The organism is Pedobacter sp. R-06 (assembly GCF_049913135.1).
GTDB lineage: Bacteria > Bacteroidota > Bacteroidia > Sphingobacteriales > Sphingobacteriaceae > Pedobacter.
Window position 1 is genome coordinate 1,267,964 of the sequence record NZ_CP183977.1, and the last position, 17,065, is coordinate 1,285,028.

General features: G+C 42.3%; 13 protein-coding genes. 10 read left to right on the top strand and 3 right to left on the bottom strand.

All coding sequences use genetic code 11. From position 1 onward, the window contains the following. Nucleotides 1-20 precede the first annotated feature (20 nt). Nucleotides 21-860 (top strand): alpha/beta hydrolase, encoded by an 840-nt coding sequence (locus ACN9MR_RS05475; RefSeq protein ID WP_426328600.1) that lies wholly within the window; start codon nt 21-23, stop codon nt 858-860. A gap of 346 nt (nt 861-1,206) precedes the next feature. Here ACN9MR_RS05475 and ACN9MR_RS05480 read toward each other — a convergent pair whose 3' ends face one another. Then, nucleotides 1,207-2,148: an ion channel gene (locus tag ACN9MR_RS05480; RefSeq protein WP_426328601.1), complete on the bottom strand. Its 942-nt coding sequence runs from the start codon at nt 2,146-2,148 to the stop codon at nt 1,207-1,209. 327 nt (nt 2,149-2,475) lie between these two features. On the opposite strand from ACN9MR_RS05480, the gene trpD reads away from it, so the two are divergent. From trpD to ACN9MR_RS05505, 5 genes are all read left to right on the top strand, one after another. Next, entirely contained in the window at nt 2,476-3,465 is a 990-nt protein-coding gene (trpD, locus tag ACN9MR_RS05485) for an anthranilate phosphoribosyltransferase (protein WP_426328602.1), read from the top strand. Next, a complete protein-coding gene (locus ACN9MR_RS05490; protein WP_426328603.1) occupies nt 3,459-4,088 on the top strand; it encodes a phosphoribosylanthranilate isomerase in 630 nt (209 codons plus the stop codon). The genes trpD and ACN9MR_RS05490 overlap by 7 nt, the downstream gene beginning before the upstream one ends. Before the next feature lie 160 nt (nt 4,089-4,248). Next, nucleotides 4,249-5,430, top strand: coding sequence for a tryptophan synthase subunit beta (trpB, locus tag ACN9MR_RS05495; protein ID WP_426328604.1), 1,182 nt, complete (start codon nt 4,249-4,251; stop codon nt 5,428-5,430). A 105-nt stretch (nt 5,431-5,535) separates the two neighbouring features. Then, the gene (gene trpA / locus ACN9MR_RS05500; protein WP_426328605.1) at nt 5,536-6,303 is read left to right on the top strand and encodes a tryptophan synthase subunit alpha; all 768 of its coding nucleotides are present in this window, start codon (nt 5,536-5,538) and stop codon (nt 6,301-6,303) included. Nucleotides 6,304-6,636: 333 nt separating this feature from the next. Beyond that, nucleotides 6,637-7,278: an NAD(P)-dependent oxidoreductase gene (locus ACN9MR_RS05505; protein ID WP_426328606.1), complete on the top strand. Its 642-nt coding sequence runs from the start codon at nt 6,637-6,639 to the stop codon at nt 7,276-7,278. A 164-nt stretch (nt 7,279-7,442) separates the two neighbouring features. Here ACN9MR_RS05505 and ACN9MR_RS05510 read toward each other — a convergent pair whose 3' ends face one another. Then, nucleotides 7,443-7,886: a GNAT family N-acetyltransferase gene (locus tag ACN9MR_RS05510; RefSeq protein WP_426328607.1), complete on the bottom strand. Its 444-nt coding sequence runs from the start codon at nt 7,884-7,886 to the stop codon at nt 7,443-7,445. 180 nt (nt 7,887-8,066) lie between these two features. Between ACN9MR_RS05510 and ACN9MR_RS05515 the strand changes: the two genes are divergently transcribed. The 4 genes from ACN9MR_RS05515 (at nt 8,067) to ACN9MR_RS05530 (ending at nt 14,560) form a co-directional block, all read left to right on the top strand. Next, nucleotides 8,067-8,672 carry a TetR/AcrR family transcriptional regulator gene (locus ACN9MR_RS05515; protein ID WP_029277998.1) on the top strand — a complete coding sequence of 202 codons (606 nt, stop codon included), beginning with the start codon at nt 8,067-8,069 and terminating at the stop codon, nt 8,670-8,672. A gap of 68 nt (nt 8,673-8,740) precedes the next feature. Next, the gene (locus ACN9MR_RS05520; RefSeq protein ID WP_426328608.1) at nt 8,741-9,943 is read left to right on the top strand and encodes an efflux RND transporter periplasmic adaptor subunit; all 1,203 of its coding nucleotides are present in this window, start codon (nt 8,741-8,743) and stop codon (nt 9,941-9,943) included. Nucleotides 9,944-9,966: 23 nt separating this feature from the next. Further along, nucleotides 9,967-13,167, top strand: coding sequence for an efflux RND transporter permease subunit (locus tag ACN9MR_RS05525; RefSeq protein WP_426328609.1), 3,201 nt, complete (start codon nt 9,967-9,969; stop codon nt 13,165-13,167). Next, on the top strand, nt 13,154-14,560 hold the full coding sequence (locus ACN9MR_RS05530; protein WP_426328610.1) for a TolC family protein: 1,407 nt from the start codon (nt 13,154-13,156) through the stop codon (nt 14,558-14,560). The genes ACN9MR_RS05525 and ACN9MR_RS05530 overlap by 14 nt, the downstream gene beginning before the upstream one ends. A 1,732-nt stretch (nt 14,561-16,292) precedes the next feature. Here ACN9MR_RS05530 and ACN9MR_RS05535 read toward each other — a convergent pair. Beyond that, nucleotides 16,293-17,036 (bottom strand): hypothetical protein, encoded by a 744-nt coding sequence (locus tag ACN9MR_RS05535; RefSeq protein WP_426328611.1) that lies wholly within the window; start codon nt 17,034-17,036, stop codon nt 16,293-16,295. Nucleotides 17,037-17,065: the final 29 nt, after the last annotated feature.

Genomic DNA, 17,065 nt, shown 5'->3' on the forward strand with positions numbered 1-17,065 from the left:
TGAAGCGTTAAATCTTTTTTATGTACAAATTCCTTGCTTTACTGATGCTCCTTTTTCAAACGATACTTTCTTCGGCCCAGGTAAAAAAGGCTAAAAATATCAATTATGCAGGCAATGCCGATGCAGCCAATACGCTGAATATTTTTTATAAAAACGACAGCATCAAAAATAAACCTGTTCTGATATTTATTCATGGCGGTTCGTGGAGCAGTGGCAAAAAAGAGACCTATTGGTGGTTAGGCAGAAACTTTGCGCGCAAGGGGGTGGTTACGGTAATCATCAACTACCGTTTGGCACCAAATGTTCAGTACGGAAAAATGGGCGATGACTGTGCTTTGGTAGTAAAATGGGTGGAAGAACACATCGGGGATTATACAGAGAGTGCGGAGAGGATTTTTGTGATGGGGCACTCGGCCGGGGCACATCTTGCCGAACTGATCAACGCCGATCCTAAATATTTTAAAAAAGCGGGTATTAAAAACCCGGTTAAAGGGGTAATCCTGAACGATCCTTTTGGATTAGATATGGAGGAATATTTAACCACAGCTGAAAAAGACCATTTTTACTTCGATTTCATCCGGACTTTTACCGATCAGCCTGCGGTTTGGAAAGTGGCTTCGCCACTGGATTATGTAAACAACATCAAAAACCCGCACCTGCTTTTTTATGGAAGCAAAACCTATGGTGCCATTAAATTGCAAACGCCAAGGTTATACGAGAAACTTAAAGCCAACAACGTCCCGGTAGAAATAAAAGAGATTGAAGGCAAAAGCCATGTTCCGATGATCAGCCAGATGATTTTTGGTGGGAATCAATTGTATCAGGATATTTTGGATTTTATACAAAAGACATCGTCGTAAGCGTTGTCAACTTTCTTGCCTCTTTGCTATTAAAGTTGACAACGAATCAGTTTTTAATTCCCCTCTTATGAAGAGGTGCCTGAAAGGCGGGGTGGTTCTATTCATCGCACCTACCGAACCCACCTAAACCCGACAGCAGCGAAAATCCTTTTTGTTTGCAGCAGCCTTAAATGGCCTTTCATCTGCAGCCTATGAAACAGATCCTTCGTACCTCAGGATGACAGGACCACAAAAAGATTGCAGCGTATGGCGGGACTACCGCAACCGATTAGCAAGAAACCTGCTTTCCAAAAGAAATAAAAAGCTCTCCTAAAAAGGCGAAAAAACTTTTCAATAAGAAAGATCTTTACACCGTCCGCGTAATCTTATCCAGCTTACTATAATCCATTACCATTTTACCCTCCTCGTTATGGTAATACATTTTCTCAAACTTAGCATCCATTTCTATTTCTTCATCCTGATAGCTGGTCCTGGTATGAATGTGTTGTGAAAAAGTATCATCAAAAGCCTTAAGCATCACAAAAATTTCAACCTCTGCCTGTTGCAACTCTGTTAACGATTTTTCATAAAACGGACTTTCCTCGGTAATGGGGTGTACCAAAGTCCAGTTTAAAGACAGGATGCCGATTTTATCGCGCTCCAGTGCCAGGGGGTAAAACCTCCTGACATGCTTGCCATCAACCGTTTCGTTGTACGACATTACCATCTGCACCTCAACCTCAATGAGCTGGTTACGGCGGAGATTTACCAGGCGGCACATTAAACCATGGCCATTCTCGTAAGGGGCTATCACCATTTTTTTGCTGAAACTCACTTTAGAGGTTGGCCGGCTGAAGCGGCCGTACAATAAACCCGTAGCCAAGGCAAAAGCCAATAAACCCAGCATACTTTCGAAAGCAGCCAGGATACTCGTAATAAAACCCTGTGGCGAAATATGACCGTAACCCACGGTAGAAATGGTTTGGGCGGAGAAGAAAAAGGCATCAAAAAACTGATCACGAAGGGTTAAACCTTTAGCACCTTCCAGGTTTTCGATCCCCACCACATTATATAGAACCGCAAATATGGTATTTACAATGAGGTAGGCTACAAGGATAACAAAGAAAAAGCGCGGCCAACTCATGGTAACCAAACGGGTGTAGGTATCATCAAACTTAAACCAGGGCAGGCCTGTCCGTTCGATATTTGCCGAACCATCGGGGTTGAGCATGCGCTGGTTTTTGGTTACAGGATTCGATCCGAAACCGAAATCATCATTAAACTGTACTTTTCTTTTAAAGAAAACCATATATTTTTAGAAAGATTTTGGAATATTAAAAAACTATATCAATATTTGCTTTATACAAACATGATAATTAAAAACTTAAATAACAATTGGTGGTGGCATAACGAAATTCGTTAGGCAAATTCTATTGTTATATATTTTAAAATATTTTAAACACAACGAAGAGGATTGCCCAAAAAGCAATCCTTTTTTTATGCAATTTTTTGAAGGATCGTCATGCTGTCCCGATTAATCGGGATCAGCAGCTATAAGATAAGATTTATAAAATATTAAGTGGTCTGTGGAGACACAGACCACGGAGATAGAATGACGATAAGAGTGATACAAGACATGAAAAAAATATTAAACCATTTATTCGAAAACAAGAGTTTTAGCAGGGAAGAGGCAAAGAACATTTTAATCTCCATTTCGGAAGGCGCATTTAATTCTTCGCAGATTGCCGCTTTTATTACCGCTTATGCCATGCGTAATATTACCGTGCAAGAGCTGCAGGGCTTTCGTGATGCGATGCTTGATATGTGCGTTAAAGTAAACTTATCGGGTTACGAACTGATTGATCTTTGCGGTACCGGAGGTGATGGTAAAGATACTTTCAATATTTCTACCTTATCCTCGTTTGTGGTGGCAGGTGCCGGTCATCATGTGGCCAAACATGGTAACTATGGCGTTTCTTCGGGCTGCGGTTCTTCTAATGTAATGGAATATTTAGGTTATACCTTTACCAATAATGAGGATACTTTAAGGCGTAATTTAGATGCCGCTGGGATCTGTTTTTTACATGCGCCGTTGTTTAACCCGGCGATGAAAATTGTGGCGCCGATCCGTAAAGAACTGGGTGTGAAAACATTTTTCAATATGCTAGGCCCGATGGTTAACCCCGGACAGCCGAAATACCAGATGGTAGGCGTGTTCAGCCTGGAGCTGGCCCGTTTATATGCTTATTTATACCAGGATACCGATAAAAGTTATACCATCGTACATGCACTGGAAGGTTACGACGAGGTTTCGTTAACCTGCGATGTGAAAACCTTCTCGAATAAAGGCGAACAGATTTTAACGCTTCAGGATATGGGTTTTGATAAGGTTGATACCTATGCGATTAAAGGTGGCGATACCGTAGAATCATCTGCCAAAATATTTATGGATGTATTAAATGGCAAAGCCACCGATGTGCAGAACAACGTGGTATTGTGCAATTCGGCACTGGCCATTAAAACCATAAAACCTACGTTATCTTTTGCTGATTGTTTTTACGAAGCAGAAGAATCGTTAATGAGCAAAAAAGCACTTAACAGTTTTAAACAACTATTGGCATGTTAAAGTTAAAAGTTTGCGGCATGCGTTTGGCAGCCAATATTGCTGTGGTTGCCGAGCTGCAGCCAGATTACCTGGGTTTTATCTTTTATGAAAAATCGCCAAGGTTGATCAGCGATGTTTCTGCCGAATTGATCAAATACATTCCCGCTGAGATTAAAACCGTAGGTGTTTTTGTAAATGAAGACCTTGAAAAAGTAAAAGATAAAGCAAACACATTGAAGCTAAAGGCTGTTCAGTTACATGGCAGCGAATCGCCGGAGTACTGTGCAGCATTAAAATCGGCATTTGCTTCGTTAGAAGTGATTAAAGCTTTTGGAATAGATGAAGATTTTGATTTTTCAGGTCTCGAAGCTTATTTAAATGTGGTGGATTATTTCCTGTTCGATACCAAAACCAAAACACATGGCGGATCTGGAAAAACATTCGATTGGTCTGTTTTAGACCGATATACTTACACCAAACCCTACTTTTTAAGTGGCGGCATCGATTTAGAACATGTACCGGCCATAAAAGAAATAAATGATGAGCGCCTGTATGCCCTCGATATCAATAGCCGGTTCGAAATTGAGCCGGGTTTAAAGGATGCGGAGAAGATTAAAGAATTTATTAAAGAAATGAATAAATAGATTGTTATGCTGCGGTCTGGCCAGCGACAGATCGTCATTTCGAGCGCAGCCGAGAAATCTGCATTGTAAATATAGATCTCTCCATTCCGTTGCACTTCAGTCGAGATGACGACTTATCTCTGGCAGCTATCAATGTGACAAACGATTTGATAAAAATATTATGAAATACAAAGTAAACGAAAAAGGATATTATGGCGATTTTGGTGGTGCGTACATCCCCGAAATGCTTTATCCAAACGTAGAGGAATTGCGTCAAAACTATTTAAAGATTATTGATGATGCCGATTTTCAAAAGGAATTTCATCAATTGTTAAAAGATTATGTTGGCCGCCCTTCACCTTTATACCTGGCCAAAAGATATTCGGAAAGATATGGTGCCAATATTTTCTTAAAAAGGGAAGATTTAAACCATACCGGAGCACATAAGATCAACAATACCATCGGACAGATCTTACTGGCCGAAAAACTGGGTAAAAAAAGAATCATTGCCGAAACCGGCGCTGGTCAGCATGGTGTAGCTACTGCAACCGTATGCGCGCTGCGTAACCTCGAGTGTGTAATTTACATGGGCGAGGTAGATATCGAGCGTCAGGCACCAAATGTGGCCCGCATGAAAATGTTGGGCGCAAAGGTTGTTCCGGCAAGCTCCGGAAGTAAAACCCTAAAAGATGCCACTAATGAGGCCATGCGCGACTGGATCAATAATCCTGTTGATACACATTATATTATTGGTTCGGTAGTGGGTCCACACCCTTACCCCGATATGGTGGCCATTTTCCAATCGATTATCTCTGAGGAAACGAAAAAGCAGTTATTGGAGCAAACAGGTAGCGATCAACCTGATTATGTGTTGGCCTGCGTAGGTGGTGGCAGTAACGCTATGGGTATGTTCTACCATTTTATGGATGATGAAAATGTAAAACTGATTGCTGTTGAAGCAGCCGGAAAAGGGGTGTCGAGCGGATTTTCTGCTGCAACCACTTATTTAGGTAAAGAAGGTGTTTTGCATGGCAGTAGAAGCATTTTAATGCAAACGCCAGATGGACAAGTTGTTGAGCCGCATTCGGTTTCTGCCGGATTGGATTACCCTGGTATTGGCCCACAGCATGCACATTTGTTTAAAACCGGCCGTGGCCAATATGTTTCCATCACCGATGAAGAAAGTTTAGAAGCGGGTTTGCTTTGCACCCAATTGGAAGGAATTATTCCGGCGATTGAAAGTGCACACGCCTTGGCTTACTTAGAAAAAATGGAATTTAAAGGTAGCGAAAACGTAGTGGTTTGCCTTTCAGGCCGTGGCGACAAGGATCTGGATACTTATATTAAATATTTTAATCTTTAAGATAGATTTGAGACAATAGATATGAGACATGAGACGATGGGCTTTCTGATAAGCACCTAATCTCCAATCTCATATCTCCAATCTCACATCTTATATCTCAAAAACATGAACCGAATTAAACAACTCTTCCAGGAGAAGAAAAATATACTATCAATATACTATACTGCTGGTTATCCAAATACCGGCGATACCATTAAAATTGCCGAAGCACTGGAAAAATCAGGTGCAGACATGCTGGAGATAGGCTTCCCTTATTCAGATCCTGTTGCAGATGGACCGGTAATTCAGGCCAGCAGCAAACAATCGCTCGATCAGGGCATGACACTTAAGCTGCTTTTCGAACAGTTGAAAGACTTGCGTAAGACGGTTACCATTCCTGTTTTGTTAATGGGCTACGTAAATCCTGTTTTGCAGTTTGGTGTAGAAAAATTCTGCGAAGCCTGTGCTGAAGTAGGGGTAGATGGCTGTATCGTTCCCGATCTGCCGATGGTAGAGTATGAGGAGTTCTATAAAGATTGCTTCGAAAAACATAACCTGAGCAATGTGTTTTTAATTACCCCTCAAACTGCTGAAGAACGTATCTATAAAATTGACGGTTTAACCAATGGATTTATTTATTTGTTATCATCGTCGGCTACAACCGGCAAAAACCTCGAAGTTGGTAATACTACCGAGGCTTACTTCAGCAGGATTAAAAATCTGAACCTGAAAAACCCAACCATGATCGGTTTCGGGATCAGTGATAAACAAACATTCGATAAGGCCTGTTCGTATGCCAACGGGGCAATTATCGGTACGGCTTTCGTTAAAGCCATTGCTGATGGGAATTTGGAAGAAAGTGTGAGTACGTTTATGAAGAAATTCAAAGCTTAGTTTTTGACCACAAAAACACATTCAGTCGGCTCGTCATTTCGACCGTAGTGTTCCAAAGGAACTCCTTTGGCGGAGAAATCTAACTAGATAGATCTCTCCGCTTCACTGCGTTCCGATCGAGATGACGATGTTTATTAATTAATTCTCATCCTGAGCGTAGTCGAATGATTTCCATTCCGTTTGCACTTAAGTCGAAATGATATTTTTTTCCTAAATTAGTGCCATTAAAATCTCTTTATAAAATATAACTCAAACAGAATTCAATTCTGACATTCCCTTATCGTTCTGATCAAGGGATAAACTATTATTTTCTAAAATTTTATAAAGAACATCATGCAAGATTTAAAAATTGCTTTAATTGGTGCCACAGGTAAAGCTGGTGCTTATATTTTAAAAGCGTTACTGGCGCAAAAAATCAGGGTAAAAGCCCTTATCAGAAATTCTGAAAAGCTTCAAACCCGTCATGCTTCGCTGGAAATCGTAATTGGCGACGTAAAAGATGCCGAAACAGTACACGCGTTTATAGAAGGATGCGATATCGTAATCAGTGCGTTGGGGATGGGACAGCCTGCCAGCGAAAAAACAATCTTTACGCAATCGACAGGTAATATTATCAAGACCATGCAGGCCTTTGATCTGAAACGTTACATCGTAATTACCGGGATTAATGTAGATACCCCTGCCGATGAAAAGGATGCTAAAACTCAATTTGCCACCAAATGGATGTACGATAACTATCCGGTTTCCACTGCAGATAAACAAAAGGAGTACGAGCACTTAACTGCAAGCAATCTCGATTGGACTTTAATCCGGTTGCCCATGATTATCCAAACCGACGAGCAAACGCCTGTAGGTACAAGTTTGGTTAATTGTAATGGAGAGCAGATTAATGCGGCTAATTTAGCACAGTTTATAATTGAGCGTTTAAGGGAGAAGGCCTTTGTAAAACAGGCACCTTTTATCTGGAATAGTTAAAATACTAATCATTACTTAAGATGATTCTTGAGTGTCGTCATTTCGAGCGGAGTGTAACGCAGTCGAGAAATCTACCTAGATAGATCTCTCCATTTCGCTGTGCTTCAGTCGAGATGACGACCTTTTTATTGAAATCTGTCAGGAGGACTCTTAGTGGTAACTATTTATACGTTTCGTTTCACCCAATCCTCATAACTCATCTCAAATTTCACTTCACCTTTGTTTACCATGCCTACTTTTTTCCAGCCCTGCCTGGTATAAAATTCTTCTGCGCGGGTATTGGGCGATGTGCCCAGCCAAACCGGCTCATGCGTTTGATCGAAATACCAATCCATCATTAACCGGTGTAGTTCTTTGCCAATGCCTTTGCCTTCAAATTCCGGACGAAGGAATAGCGCCCAGATATTATGCTCCTTTAAATCTACTATGGAGAACCCAACTATTGATCCACCTACTTCGCAAACCCATCCTTTGCCGCGTTGTGTAATAAATTCTTCGCAATCTTTGTCAGTAACCAGTGCCGGATCTGACAAAGTGTTCTCGTTTACCGTATGTCTGACAATTTGTATCGCAGCTATGTCAGTCGTTTTTGCTTCGCGGAAAATCATTTTTTATATTTTTTGAGAAAATTAATTTATTCGGAATGTGCTTTTAAACACTTTAATCGTTGATTATCAGCTGTAAAACTAAGCAATAAAATGTTTATGACAAATGAATGATTGTCAATTCTGGAATTGGTTCTACATTTGCTTAACGGTGTTAGATTATTTACACCTAATATTCCAGTCATGGGAAGTAAAGAAAGAATTCTACGTTTAAAAGATGAAACCAGAACAAAAATTCTGGATGCTGCCTTGAATATTGTGCAAACAGAGGGTTGGCAGGCATTGAGTATGCGTAAAATTGCCGACCAGATTGAATATACTGCACCAATTATTTACGAATACTTTTCTAACAAAGATGGCATCTTACTGGAACTCACCAGAAGGGGATATTTAATGTTGGCGAAAGATATCCGCGAGGCCAGGGATAAACACGAATCTCCGGAAGATAAAATGGAAGCCATGTGGATTGCCTACTGGAACTTCGCCTTTACCCATAAAGAATTTTATCAATTGATGTACGGTGTGGATATGGTTTGTTGTACCGTTAAAAATTCAATGCCCGAAGCCGAAAACGTAGGTAGTATGTTAGGCGACGTAATTGAATCGTTATTTGAGAAGCAACCCGTTTCTGAAGATGATATCTGCATGAAGTATTACACTTATTGGTCTATCATCCATGGTTTGATTTCCATTAACCTGGTTCGCCCGAATGGAAGAACAACAGACGAGTTAAACCAACAGATTTTAAAAGATGCCATCAAGGGCATTACATTATCTATTAATAGTTAATTTTTTTTACAACGTAATTTAACACTGTTAAATTATTATACACTCTAATTCCAATTAAATTTAATCATATGAAATCTCTACATCGCTTGTACCCTTTACTTAACACTGTTAAACAGTTTAATAGCATTAAGTTATTGTTAACAATTTCTCTTCTATCTATAATTCTGGTGAGTTGTAAGTCGTCTCCTGATCAGGCTGCAGCTGCACCACCGCCACCGGCTTTACCTGTAAGCGCGATTGGCTCGAGTACAGAAACTACGTATATCGAATACCCAGCCTCCATTCAGGGTGCTGTTGATATCGATGTCCGTCCGCAGGTTAGTGGTTATTTACAAAGCGTTTTGGTTAACGAAGGCGCTTATGTAACTGCCGGACAAACCCTGTTTAAAATTAACGAAAACCCTTACCGCGAGGCTTTAAACAATGCCAAAGCAAGTTTACATGCTGCAGAAGCGGCTATTTTAAACGCTCAATTGGAAGTTGATAAATTAACACCACTTGTTCAGAATAAGGTAGTTTCTGATTTTCAGTTAAAAACAGCCAAAACGGCTTATAAAATTGCGCAGGCCAATGCCGAGCAAGCCAGAGCCAGTGTTGCTTCGGCACAGATTAACTTAGGTTACACCAATGTTAAGGCTACCGTAAGCGGTTACATCGGCCGTATCCCTAAGAAACAGGGAAGTTTGGTTTCTCCGACAGATCAGGTTGCTTTAACACAGTTATCAGATATCCACGAAGTACATGTTTATTTCTCCCTTGCAGAAAACGACTTCAACAACTTTAATGCAAACTACCCAGGTAAAACACCTGCCGACAGGATTAAACATTTACCGGCAGTAGAGCTTTTATTGGCCGACAATTCTGCTTACCCAATTAAAGGTAAGATCGATATGATCGATGGTCAGTTTGATAAAAACACAGGTGCCATTACTTTAAGGGCAAGTTTCCCTAATGCCAGCGGCATCCTTCGTTCGGGTAATACCGGTAAGATCCGTTTAGGTTTACAGCACGATAATGCCATTCTGGTACCGCAGTCATCGACAGTAGAAATGCAGGATAAAGTATTTGTATTTACCGTAGGCGACAGCAGTAAGGTGAAAAAACAATCCATTACCATTGTTGGCAAAGCCGGCGAAAATTACCTGGTTAAAGACGGCGTAAAAGTTGGCGACCAGATTGTATTGAGCGGCGTTGATAAATTACAGGAGGGCATGGTGATCCAGCCACAAAAAGCAACAGATAAAGTAGCTGTTGCAAAAACAAAAAATTAATAAGACCTAAAATCTAAAAAGTCATGTTTCAGAAATTTATAGACAGGCCTGTACTTTCGACTGTTATTTCCATCTTATTGGTAATAGTTGGTATACTGGGCTTAACAAAGTTGCCCTTAGAGCGCTTTCCAAATATCGCACCTCCGTCGGTATTGGTAACCGCAGTGTACCCAGGGGCCAATGCCGAAACGATTTTACGTTCGGTAACTCCATCATTGGAGGAAGCAATTAATGGTGTGGAGAACATGACCTACATGACCTCCAGCGCCAGTAACGACGGTACCTTGGCGATTACCGTTTACTTTCAACAGGGTACTAACCCCGACCAGGCAGCGGTTAATGTGCAAAACCGGGTTTCGCAGGCTACAAGCCAGTTACCTGCAGAGGTTGTACAATATGGTATAACCACTACCAAACAGCAAAACAGCTTTATTGGTGCTATTGGTGTTTATTCAGAAGATACAAAAAAATACGATGCCGTTTTTGTAAACAACTATGCGCAGATCAATATCATTCCCGAACTTAAACGTATCCCGGGGGTAGGTTCGGCCAGTGTATTCGGCGGTATTAAAGATTATTCAATGCGTATCTGGCTAAACCCGAGTCAATTGGCCACTTACAAAATTACACCCAATGAAGTGATCACCGCCATCCAGGACAAAAACCTGGAAGCAGCACCCGGTCGTTTTGGTGAGAGAAGTAGTGAGGCTTTTGAATATATCATTAAATATAAAGGTAAACTGACCAAACCAGAGGAATATCAGAATATTGCGATCCGTTCAAATTCAGATGGTTCTATATTACGTTTAAAAGATGTGGCCCGTGTAGAATTGGGTGCATACAGTTATGGTAGTGTAAACCGTTTAAACGGACATGATGGTATTACCATTGGTATAATCCAGTTATCAGGCTCTAATGCCAACGAAATCCAGATTGCCATTGATAAACTGATGGCAAAACTCTCAAAAGATTTCCCTGCAGGTATTAAGTTCAACCAGTTTTACCGTACCAAAACCGATCTTGATGAATCCATCAACCAAGTGGAGCACACTTTGATAGAAGCCTTTTTACTCGTATTTATCGTTGTATTTATCTTCCTTCAGGATTTCAGGTCTACCTTAATTCCGGCTATAGCGGTTCCGGTGGCGATTATCGGTACCTTCTTTTTCATGCAGCTGTTCGGCTTCTCTGTTAACCTTTTAACCCTGTTCGCGCTTGTACTGGCCATTGGTATTGTGGTAGATGATGCGATTGTGGTGGTAGAAGCGGTGCATGCCAAAATGGAAGAAAACCCTTCGCTTAGTCCGAGGGCAGCAACCACCGAGGCCATGAATGAAATTACCGGGGCCATTATATCGATTACCCTGGTTATGGCGGCAGTATTTTTACCGGTTGGCTTTATGACGGGCTCAACAGGTATCTTCTACAAACAGTTTGCCTTAACCATGGCCATCGCCATCATTATTTCGGCTGTTAACGCCTTAACTTTAAGCCCTGCATTGGCGGCCTTATTTTTAAAGAACAAACATGCCGAAGGTGGTCATAACGCGCCTAAAAAAGGTTTTGTAGAAAAGTTTTATGCAGGTTTTAACGGTGGTTTCAATTATATGACCAACCGTTATGTTGGCGGTTTGAAAGTGCTGATCCGCAATAAATGGATCAGCATGGGCGGACTGGCCCTAATCGTTCTGGTTACTATTTTCCTGGTAGGCAGAACAAAAACAGGCTTTATTCCGACAGAGGATCAGGGTTTTGTGGCAATCGCGGTTGCCAGTCCATCAGGTACATCATTAGCCAATACCAATAAAATATTAAAACAGGCAGAAGCAGAGTTACGTGCCATGCCATCAGCAAGATTTGTGATGTCGTTGGCTGGTTATAACTTTTTAACCGCATCAAACAGTCCTTCAGCTGGTCAGATTTTCTTATTGTTAAAACCAAATGAGGAAAGAGGAGCGGTAAAAAATATCGATGAGATCCAAAATATTGTAAGGGCTAAAATGGCAGCCATATCTGCCGGTACCTTCTTTGTATTCAGTTTCCCTACGGTTCCGGGCTTTAGTAATGTGGAGGCCATGAACGTGATGTTACAGGATAAAACGAATGGCAGGCTGGATAAATTTAGTGGTGTAGCGAATAACTTTATCGGCAAGTTAATGACCAAACCGGCTATCGCTTATGCTTTTACTTCTTATAAAGCAGATTATCCGCAGTTGCAACTGGATGTTAACGACGAAAAAGCCGATCAGTTGGGCGTAAGCAAAAAAGATATCCTGCAAACGATGCAGACTTATTTTGGTACTGCACAGGCTTCAGATTTTAACCGCTTTGGTAAATACTATCGTGTGGTGGTTCAGGCTGATGTGGCCGACAGAACCGATCCTGCAAGTATCGACCGTGTGTTTGTGAAGAACAAAAACGGAGAAAGTGTGCCGATCAGTACCCTGGTTAAATTAACCCGTGTATATGGTTCGGAAACGGCTTCGCGTTATAACCTGTTTAACTCTATCGAGGTAAATGCCATCCCTAAACCAGGCTTCAGTTCTGGTGATGCGATTAAAGCGATAGAAGAAACCGCCAGAGAACAATTGCCAACCGGTTATGCTTACGAATTCTCGGGACAAACACGTGAAGAGATTTCTTCAGGCGGACAGTCGACAGTGATATTCCTGCTTTGTCTGGTGTTTGTTTACTTCTTATTATCAGCACAGTACGAGAGTTACATCCTTCCATTGGCGGTAATATTATCTATCCCTACAGGTGTATTCGGTGTGTTTGTGGTATTGGGTTTAACCGGTATCGAAAATAACATTTATGTACAGGTAGCGCTGATTATGCTCATCGGGTTGCTGGCTAAAAACGCCATCCTGATTGTGGAGTTTGCCGTGCAGCGACGAAAGGCAGGACTCAGTTTGGTTGATTCGGCTATAGAAGCCGCGCGATTGAGGATCAGACCGATCATTATGACCTCACTGGCCTTTGTGTTTGGTTTATTCCCGATGAGTATTGCAACAGGTCCATCGGCACAGGGTAACCACTCCATCAGTATCGGTGCAGCAGGTGGTATGGTATCGGGCGTAATTTTAGGTTTGTTCATCATTCCGGTACTCTTTGTCATCTTCCAGGCTTTACAGGAAAAAATATCAAAAAAATCAAGAAATGAGGTTGTTCACCACCATGGAGAACCTGTAAATAATAATCATGTAGTTTATGAAACGGTTTAATATCATTACCATCCTGCTCCTTGCTTTAATCTGGAGCGGATGTTCGGTTTCGAAAGATACAGCCTTGCCCAATATTGCGCCAGGCTTATTCAGAAATTCATTGCCTAAAGATTCTTCGAGTGTTGGCGGTATGCCATTGAAGAGTTTTATCAACGACCTTACTGTTCAGAATTTAATTGATACAGCTTTGGTTAAAAATTACGATATGCAGATTGCATTGAAAAATATCGATGCAGCCGAAGTATTGTTTAAACAATCAAAACTGGGTTACTTACCTGAATTGAAATTACAGGTGTCGGCAAATTCGAGCCGCCCGAGCGATAACAGTTTAAATGGCTTAAGCCTTAACCAATTTACAGGTTCCACACACATCGAAGATTATAATGCCAATCTGGGTTTGGTTTGGGAAGCCGATATCTGGGGCAAAATCCGTAATCAAAAAGCTGGCGCTTTAGCCAGTTTTTTGCAGACAGAAGAGGCACGTAAAGCCGTTCAAACCCGTTTGGTGGCTAATGTTGCACAAGGTTATTACAACCTGTTAATGCTCGATGCACAATTGGAAATCGCGAAAAAGAACTTAAAACTGAACGACAGCACATTGCGGATTATCAATTTACAGTTTGATGCCGGTCAGGTAACTTCATTGGCGATACAGCAGGCGCAGGCACAGCAGTTAAATGCGGCACAGTTGATCCCCCGTTTAGAGCAGAGTGTAACCTTACAGGAAAATGCTTTAAGTGTACTGATTGGTACTTTGCCTAAAGCCATTAAGCGCGAGAGCCGTTTGGATAATATGACTATCCCGCAAGACCTGAATGCAGGTTTCCCTTCATCGATGTTAAGCCGCAGGCCTGATATTAAAAGTGCAGAGCTGGCTTTAACCGTTGCCAATGCAAGGGTTGGGGTGGCGAAAGCCAGTTTATACCCATCGCTGGTGATTACCGCAAGCGGAGGCATCAACTCATTTAAAGCCAGCAACTGGTTTAATGTACCGGCATCGTTGTTCGGTTTGGTTGGCGCAGGCATCACCCAGCCTATTTTTCAACGTGGTCAGTTAAAAAGTAATTTAGAGCTGGCTAAAATCGACCGTGAGAAATCGGTGATCCAGTTCCGCCAGTCGGTATTAAATGCGGTTGGCGAAGTGTCTGATGAGTTAACGAAAGTAGAGAAGTTAAAAACACAATATAGCATTGCCGAAAAAAGAGCACAGACTTTACAACAGGCCTCAAGAAATGCAAGTTTGTTGTTTAAAAGTGGTATGGCTAATTATTTAGAGGTGATTACCGCACAAGGCAATTTATTGCAGAGCGAACTGGAGTTAACCACGATTAAAACAGAGCAGTTAAATGCAGTTGTTGGTTTGTACCGTTCGTTAGGTGGCGGCTGGAATTAATTTTGTAAAATACTATAGCTGAGCCTATAACATCTTTAAGATTTTATAGGCTTGTGTATAAATTTAGGCACTAAGAGCGCGATGTTCTTGGTGCTTTTTTGTTTGACGCTGTCATCCTGAGCGCAGCGAAGGATCTTTTAATTGCCGTTGTCACGAAAAATCCGTCATCTCGACCGTAGCGGAGAGATCTTTGTCCAAGGCTCCGGCTTGCCTCGGTTCGCCGCCACCGAGGGGCTCTTTCTTTTGGCTTGGCCCAAAAGAAACAAAAACCCAAGGCTTGCATCCTTCCTTGTAAAAACCTACGAAAATCTTAATTGCGGCAGTATTTAGGCTCTTACCCTTCTTATCCAACCGCTCCCGCTTTGATCCTGCCTTGGGCTGTGGGGTTATGAGGGGGGGACTGCAAAGATTTCCGTGCTTTTTCCTGCGAAAATCTGCCAGGCCGGATAGCAGGGCGCAGAGAATCAATTACCATATCTCAATCGAGACCAATCCGTCATTTCGACTGGAGCGCAGCGCAATGGAGAAATCTAATTAGTAATGTTTTTTAACCACCAAGTCACATAGACACTAAGATTACCAGGTATTGCTTGGTGTTCCTAGTGTCTTCGTGGTTGTAGGCAATGTTGTCATCCTGAGCGCAGCGAAGGATTTCTGCACAATTGACCACTACCATTATTTTTACAGTAACATTAACATAATCGTCATTCCCGCGCAGGCGGGAACCTTAAAGCGGTCGCTATTCTTTTCCTTTGCGCAGTCTTGCCTCGGCTCGCCGCCGCCGAGGGGCTCTTACCTTTTTTCAGTAGTGATTTCTGTTTTTAAAGGTCTTCAAGCTTGCTTCGCAGGTTTCTTGATAAAAAAGGTAACCAAACCTGAGCGCAGCGAAAGCATGACTACCTATAAAAACAACAACTAAGAAGGCATAAATCAAGGCTTGCATCGTTTTTTATCTGATCATGTTGTTTTTGTAGGTATAAAAGATTGCTGCGCAATTCCTTGTAAAAAGCTACGGAAATCTTAATTGCGGCAGTATCGAGGCTCTCATCCCTTGCTTTTCCCACCGCGCCCGCTTTGATCCTGCCTTGGGCTATGGGGTATGAGTGGGACTGCAAAGATTTTCGTGCTTTTTCCGGCGGAAATCTGCGAGGCCGGATAGCAGGGAGCAGATCGCATGGAGTAGAATAGCGTGGAGCATATTGCAGGCTAAGGCGATCGCTATAATACGGTCGTCATTCCCGCGCAGACGGGAATCTTAATGCGTAGCTCAGACGTTGCGGTCGGTAGTTCAGACGTTGCAGTCGTTAGTTCAGACGTTGCAGTCGTTAGTTCAGAGGTTGCGGTCGATAGTTCAGAGGTTGCGGTCGATAGTTCAGAGGTTGCGGTCGATAGTTCAGACGTTGCGGTCGATAGTTCAGAGGTTGCGGTCGGTAGTTCAGACGTTGCAGTCGGTAGTTCAGACGTTGCGGTCGTTAGTTCAGCCGTTGCAGTTGGTAGTTCAGGTGTTGCGGTCGGTAGTTCAGACATTGCAGTCGACAGTTCAGGGTTTGCAGTCGGTAGTTCAGATGTTGTAGTCGACAGTTCAGAGGGGGCAGTCGACACTTCAGGCGTTGCAATGAGCCGTTTTACGGTTAAGCATTGCATAAAAGAGAAACAGCAACCCGTTTTGGTATCTGTTAAAGTGGAATGAGGAAATAAATAGGGATGATTTTTTTAGGGTATTATGGGTATTTTAGGTCAGGGGGCGAAACGGGATACCCGAAATCTGTTTGTATTGGGGGCTGGTTGAGCCAAAAACAGATCTCACATAGTTTTTCACATCCTGCGCCAGGGCAACTATACCGGTTTCTGCATCGTACAGCGCGTTATTGCGGTTAATGCGCAGGGTGCTCAACTGCGAGGTGTTGGCTACCACATCGCGGTTTTTCTGCAATAAATCGTTATATAAAGTGGTGAGGCTGGCCAGCTGCAAATCTACCTCGTTAGGGGCGTACTGCGGTATGGTGGCCAGCAGTTTAATCTGCTTATCCAACGTATCGAGCAGGTTATCGTAACTCTGTTGCGAGGCCGAAACCTGGTTAACTACCGTTCCGTTGGCGGCCAGGTTATTCTTTTCTTCGGCGGTGAGTTTGGCCGTTGCCCTTTGCCCCTGTATTTTGCGGTGGTGGCTTACGGCATTATCCAATACCGGTTGGGCTACACTGTTGGCCTTAACGGCGCTCAGCACACGAGTACTCAATTGTTTTAAAGGCTTAAAAGCCAGATCGCGCAGGGCTATGGCGTTGCTGTTTTTAGCGGCAGCATCGTGCACCTGCTCGTTAATGGTTTTGGCTGCGGTGGCCTTTTCGGTTAAACTGCTCAGCTGGATGTTAGCATTGCTGGGGTTGTACACCGCGCCATAACCAGTTACATAACTTAAGAGGGTTTCGAAATTGGCTACGTTTTTGGCGTGGCCGGTTTCATTCGTTTTAGACATAATTTGTAGTTTTAAAAAGTAAATAAAAT

Bases quoted from the DNA above. Each gene is read 5' to 3' on its own strand.
- ACN9MR_RS05505 (WP_426328606.1), top strand. From the start codon at position 6,637: ATGCAAGATTTAAAAATTGCTTTAATTGGTGCCACAGGTAAAGCTGGT.
- ACN9MR_RS05525 (WP_426328609.1), top strand. From the start codon at position 9,967: ATGTTTCAGAAATTTATAGACAGGCCTGTACTTTCGACTGTTATTTCC.
- trpA (WP_426328605.1), top strand. From the start codon at position 5,536: ATGAACCGAATTAAACAACTCTTCCAGGAGAAGAAAAATATACTATCA.
- ACN9MR_RS05510 (WP_426328607.1), bottom strand. From the start codon at position 7,886: ATGATTTTCCGCGAAGCAAAAACGACTGACATAGCTGCGATACAAATT.
- trpD (WP_426328602.1), top strand. From the start codon at position 2,476: ATGAAAAAAATATTAAACCATTTATTCGAAAACAAGAGTTTTAGCAGG.
- trpB (WP_426328604.1), top strand. From the start codon at position 4,249: ATGAAATACAAAGTAAACGAAAAAGGATATTATGGCGATTTTGGTGGT.
- ACN9MR_RS05490 (WP_426328603.1), top strand. From the start codon at position 3,459: ATGTTAAAGTTAAAAGTTTGCGGCATGCGTTTGGCAGCCAATATTGCT.
- ACN9MR_RS05530 (WP_426328610.1), top strand. From the start codon at position 13,154: ATGAAACGGTTTAATATCATTACCATCCTGCTCCTTGCTTTAATCTGG.
- ACN9MR_RS05515 (WP_029277998.1), top strand. From the start codon at position 8,067: ATGGGAAGTAAAGAAAGAATTCTACGTTTAAAAGATGAAACCAGAACA.
- ACN9MR_RS05535 (WP_426328611.1), bottom strand. From the start codon at position 17,036: ATGTCTAAAACGAATGAAACCGGCCACGCCAAAAACGTAGCCAATTTC.
- ACN9MR_RS05520 (WP_426328608.1), top strand. From the start codon at position 8,741: ATGAAATCTCTACATCGCTTGTACCCTTTACTTAACACTGTTAAACAG.
- ACN9MR_RS05475 (WP_426328600.1), top strand. From the start codon at position 21: ATGTACAAATTCCTTGCTTTACTGATGCTCCTTTTTCAAACGATACTT.
- ACN9MR_RS05480 (WP_426328601.1), bottom strand. From the start codon at position 2,148: ATGGTTTTCTTTAAAAGAAAAGTACAGTTTAATGATGATTTCGGTTTC.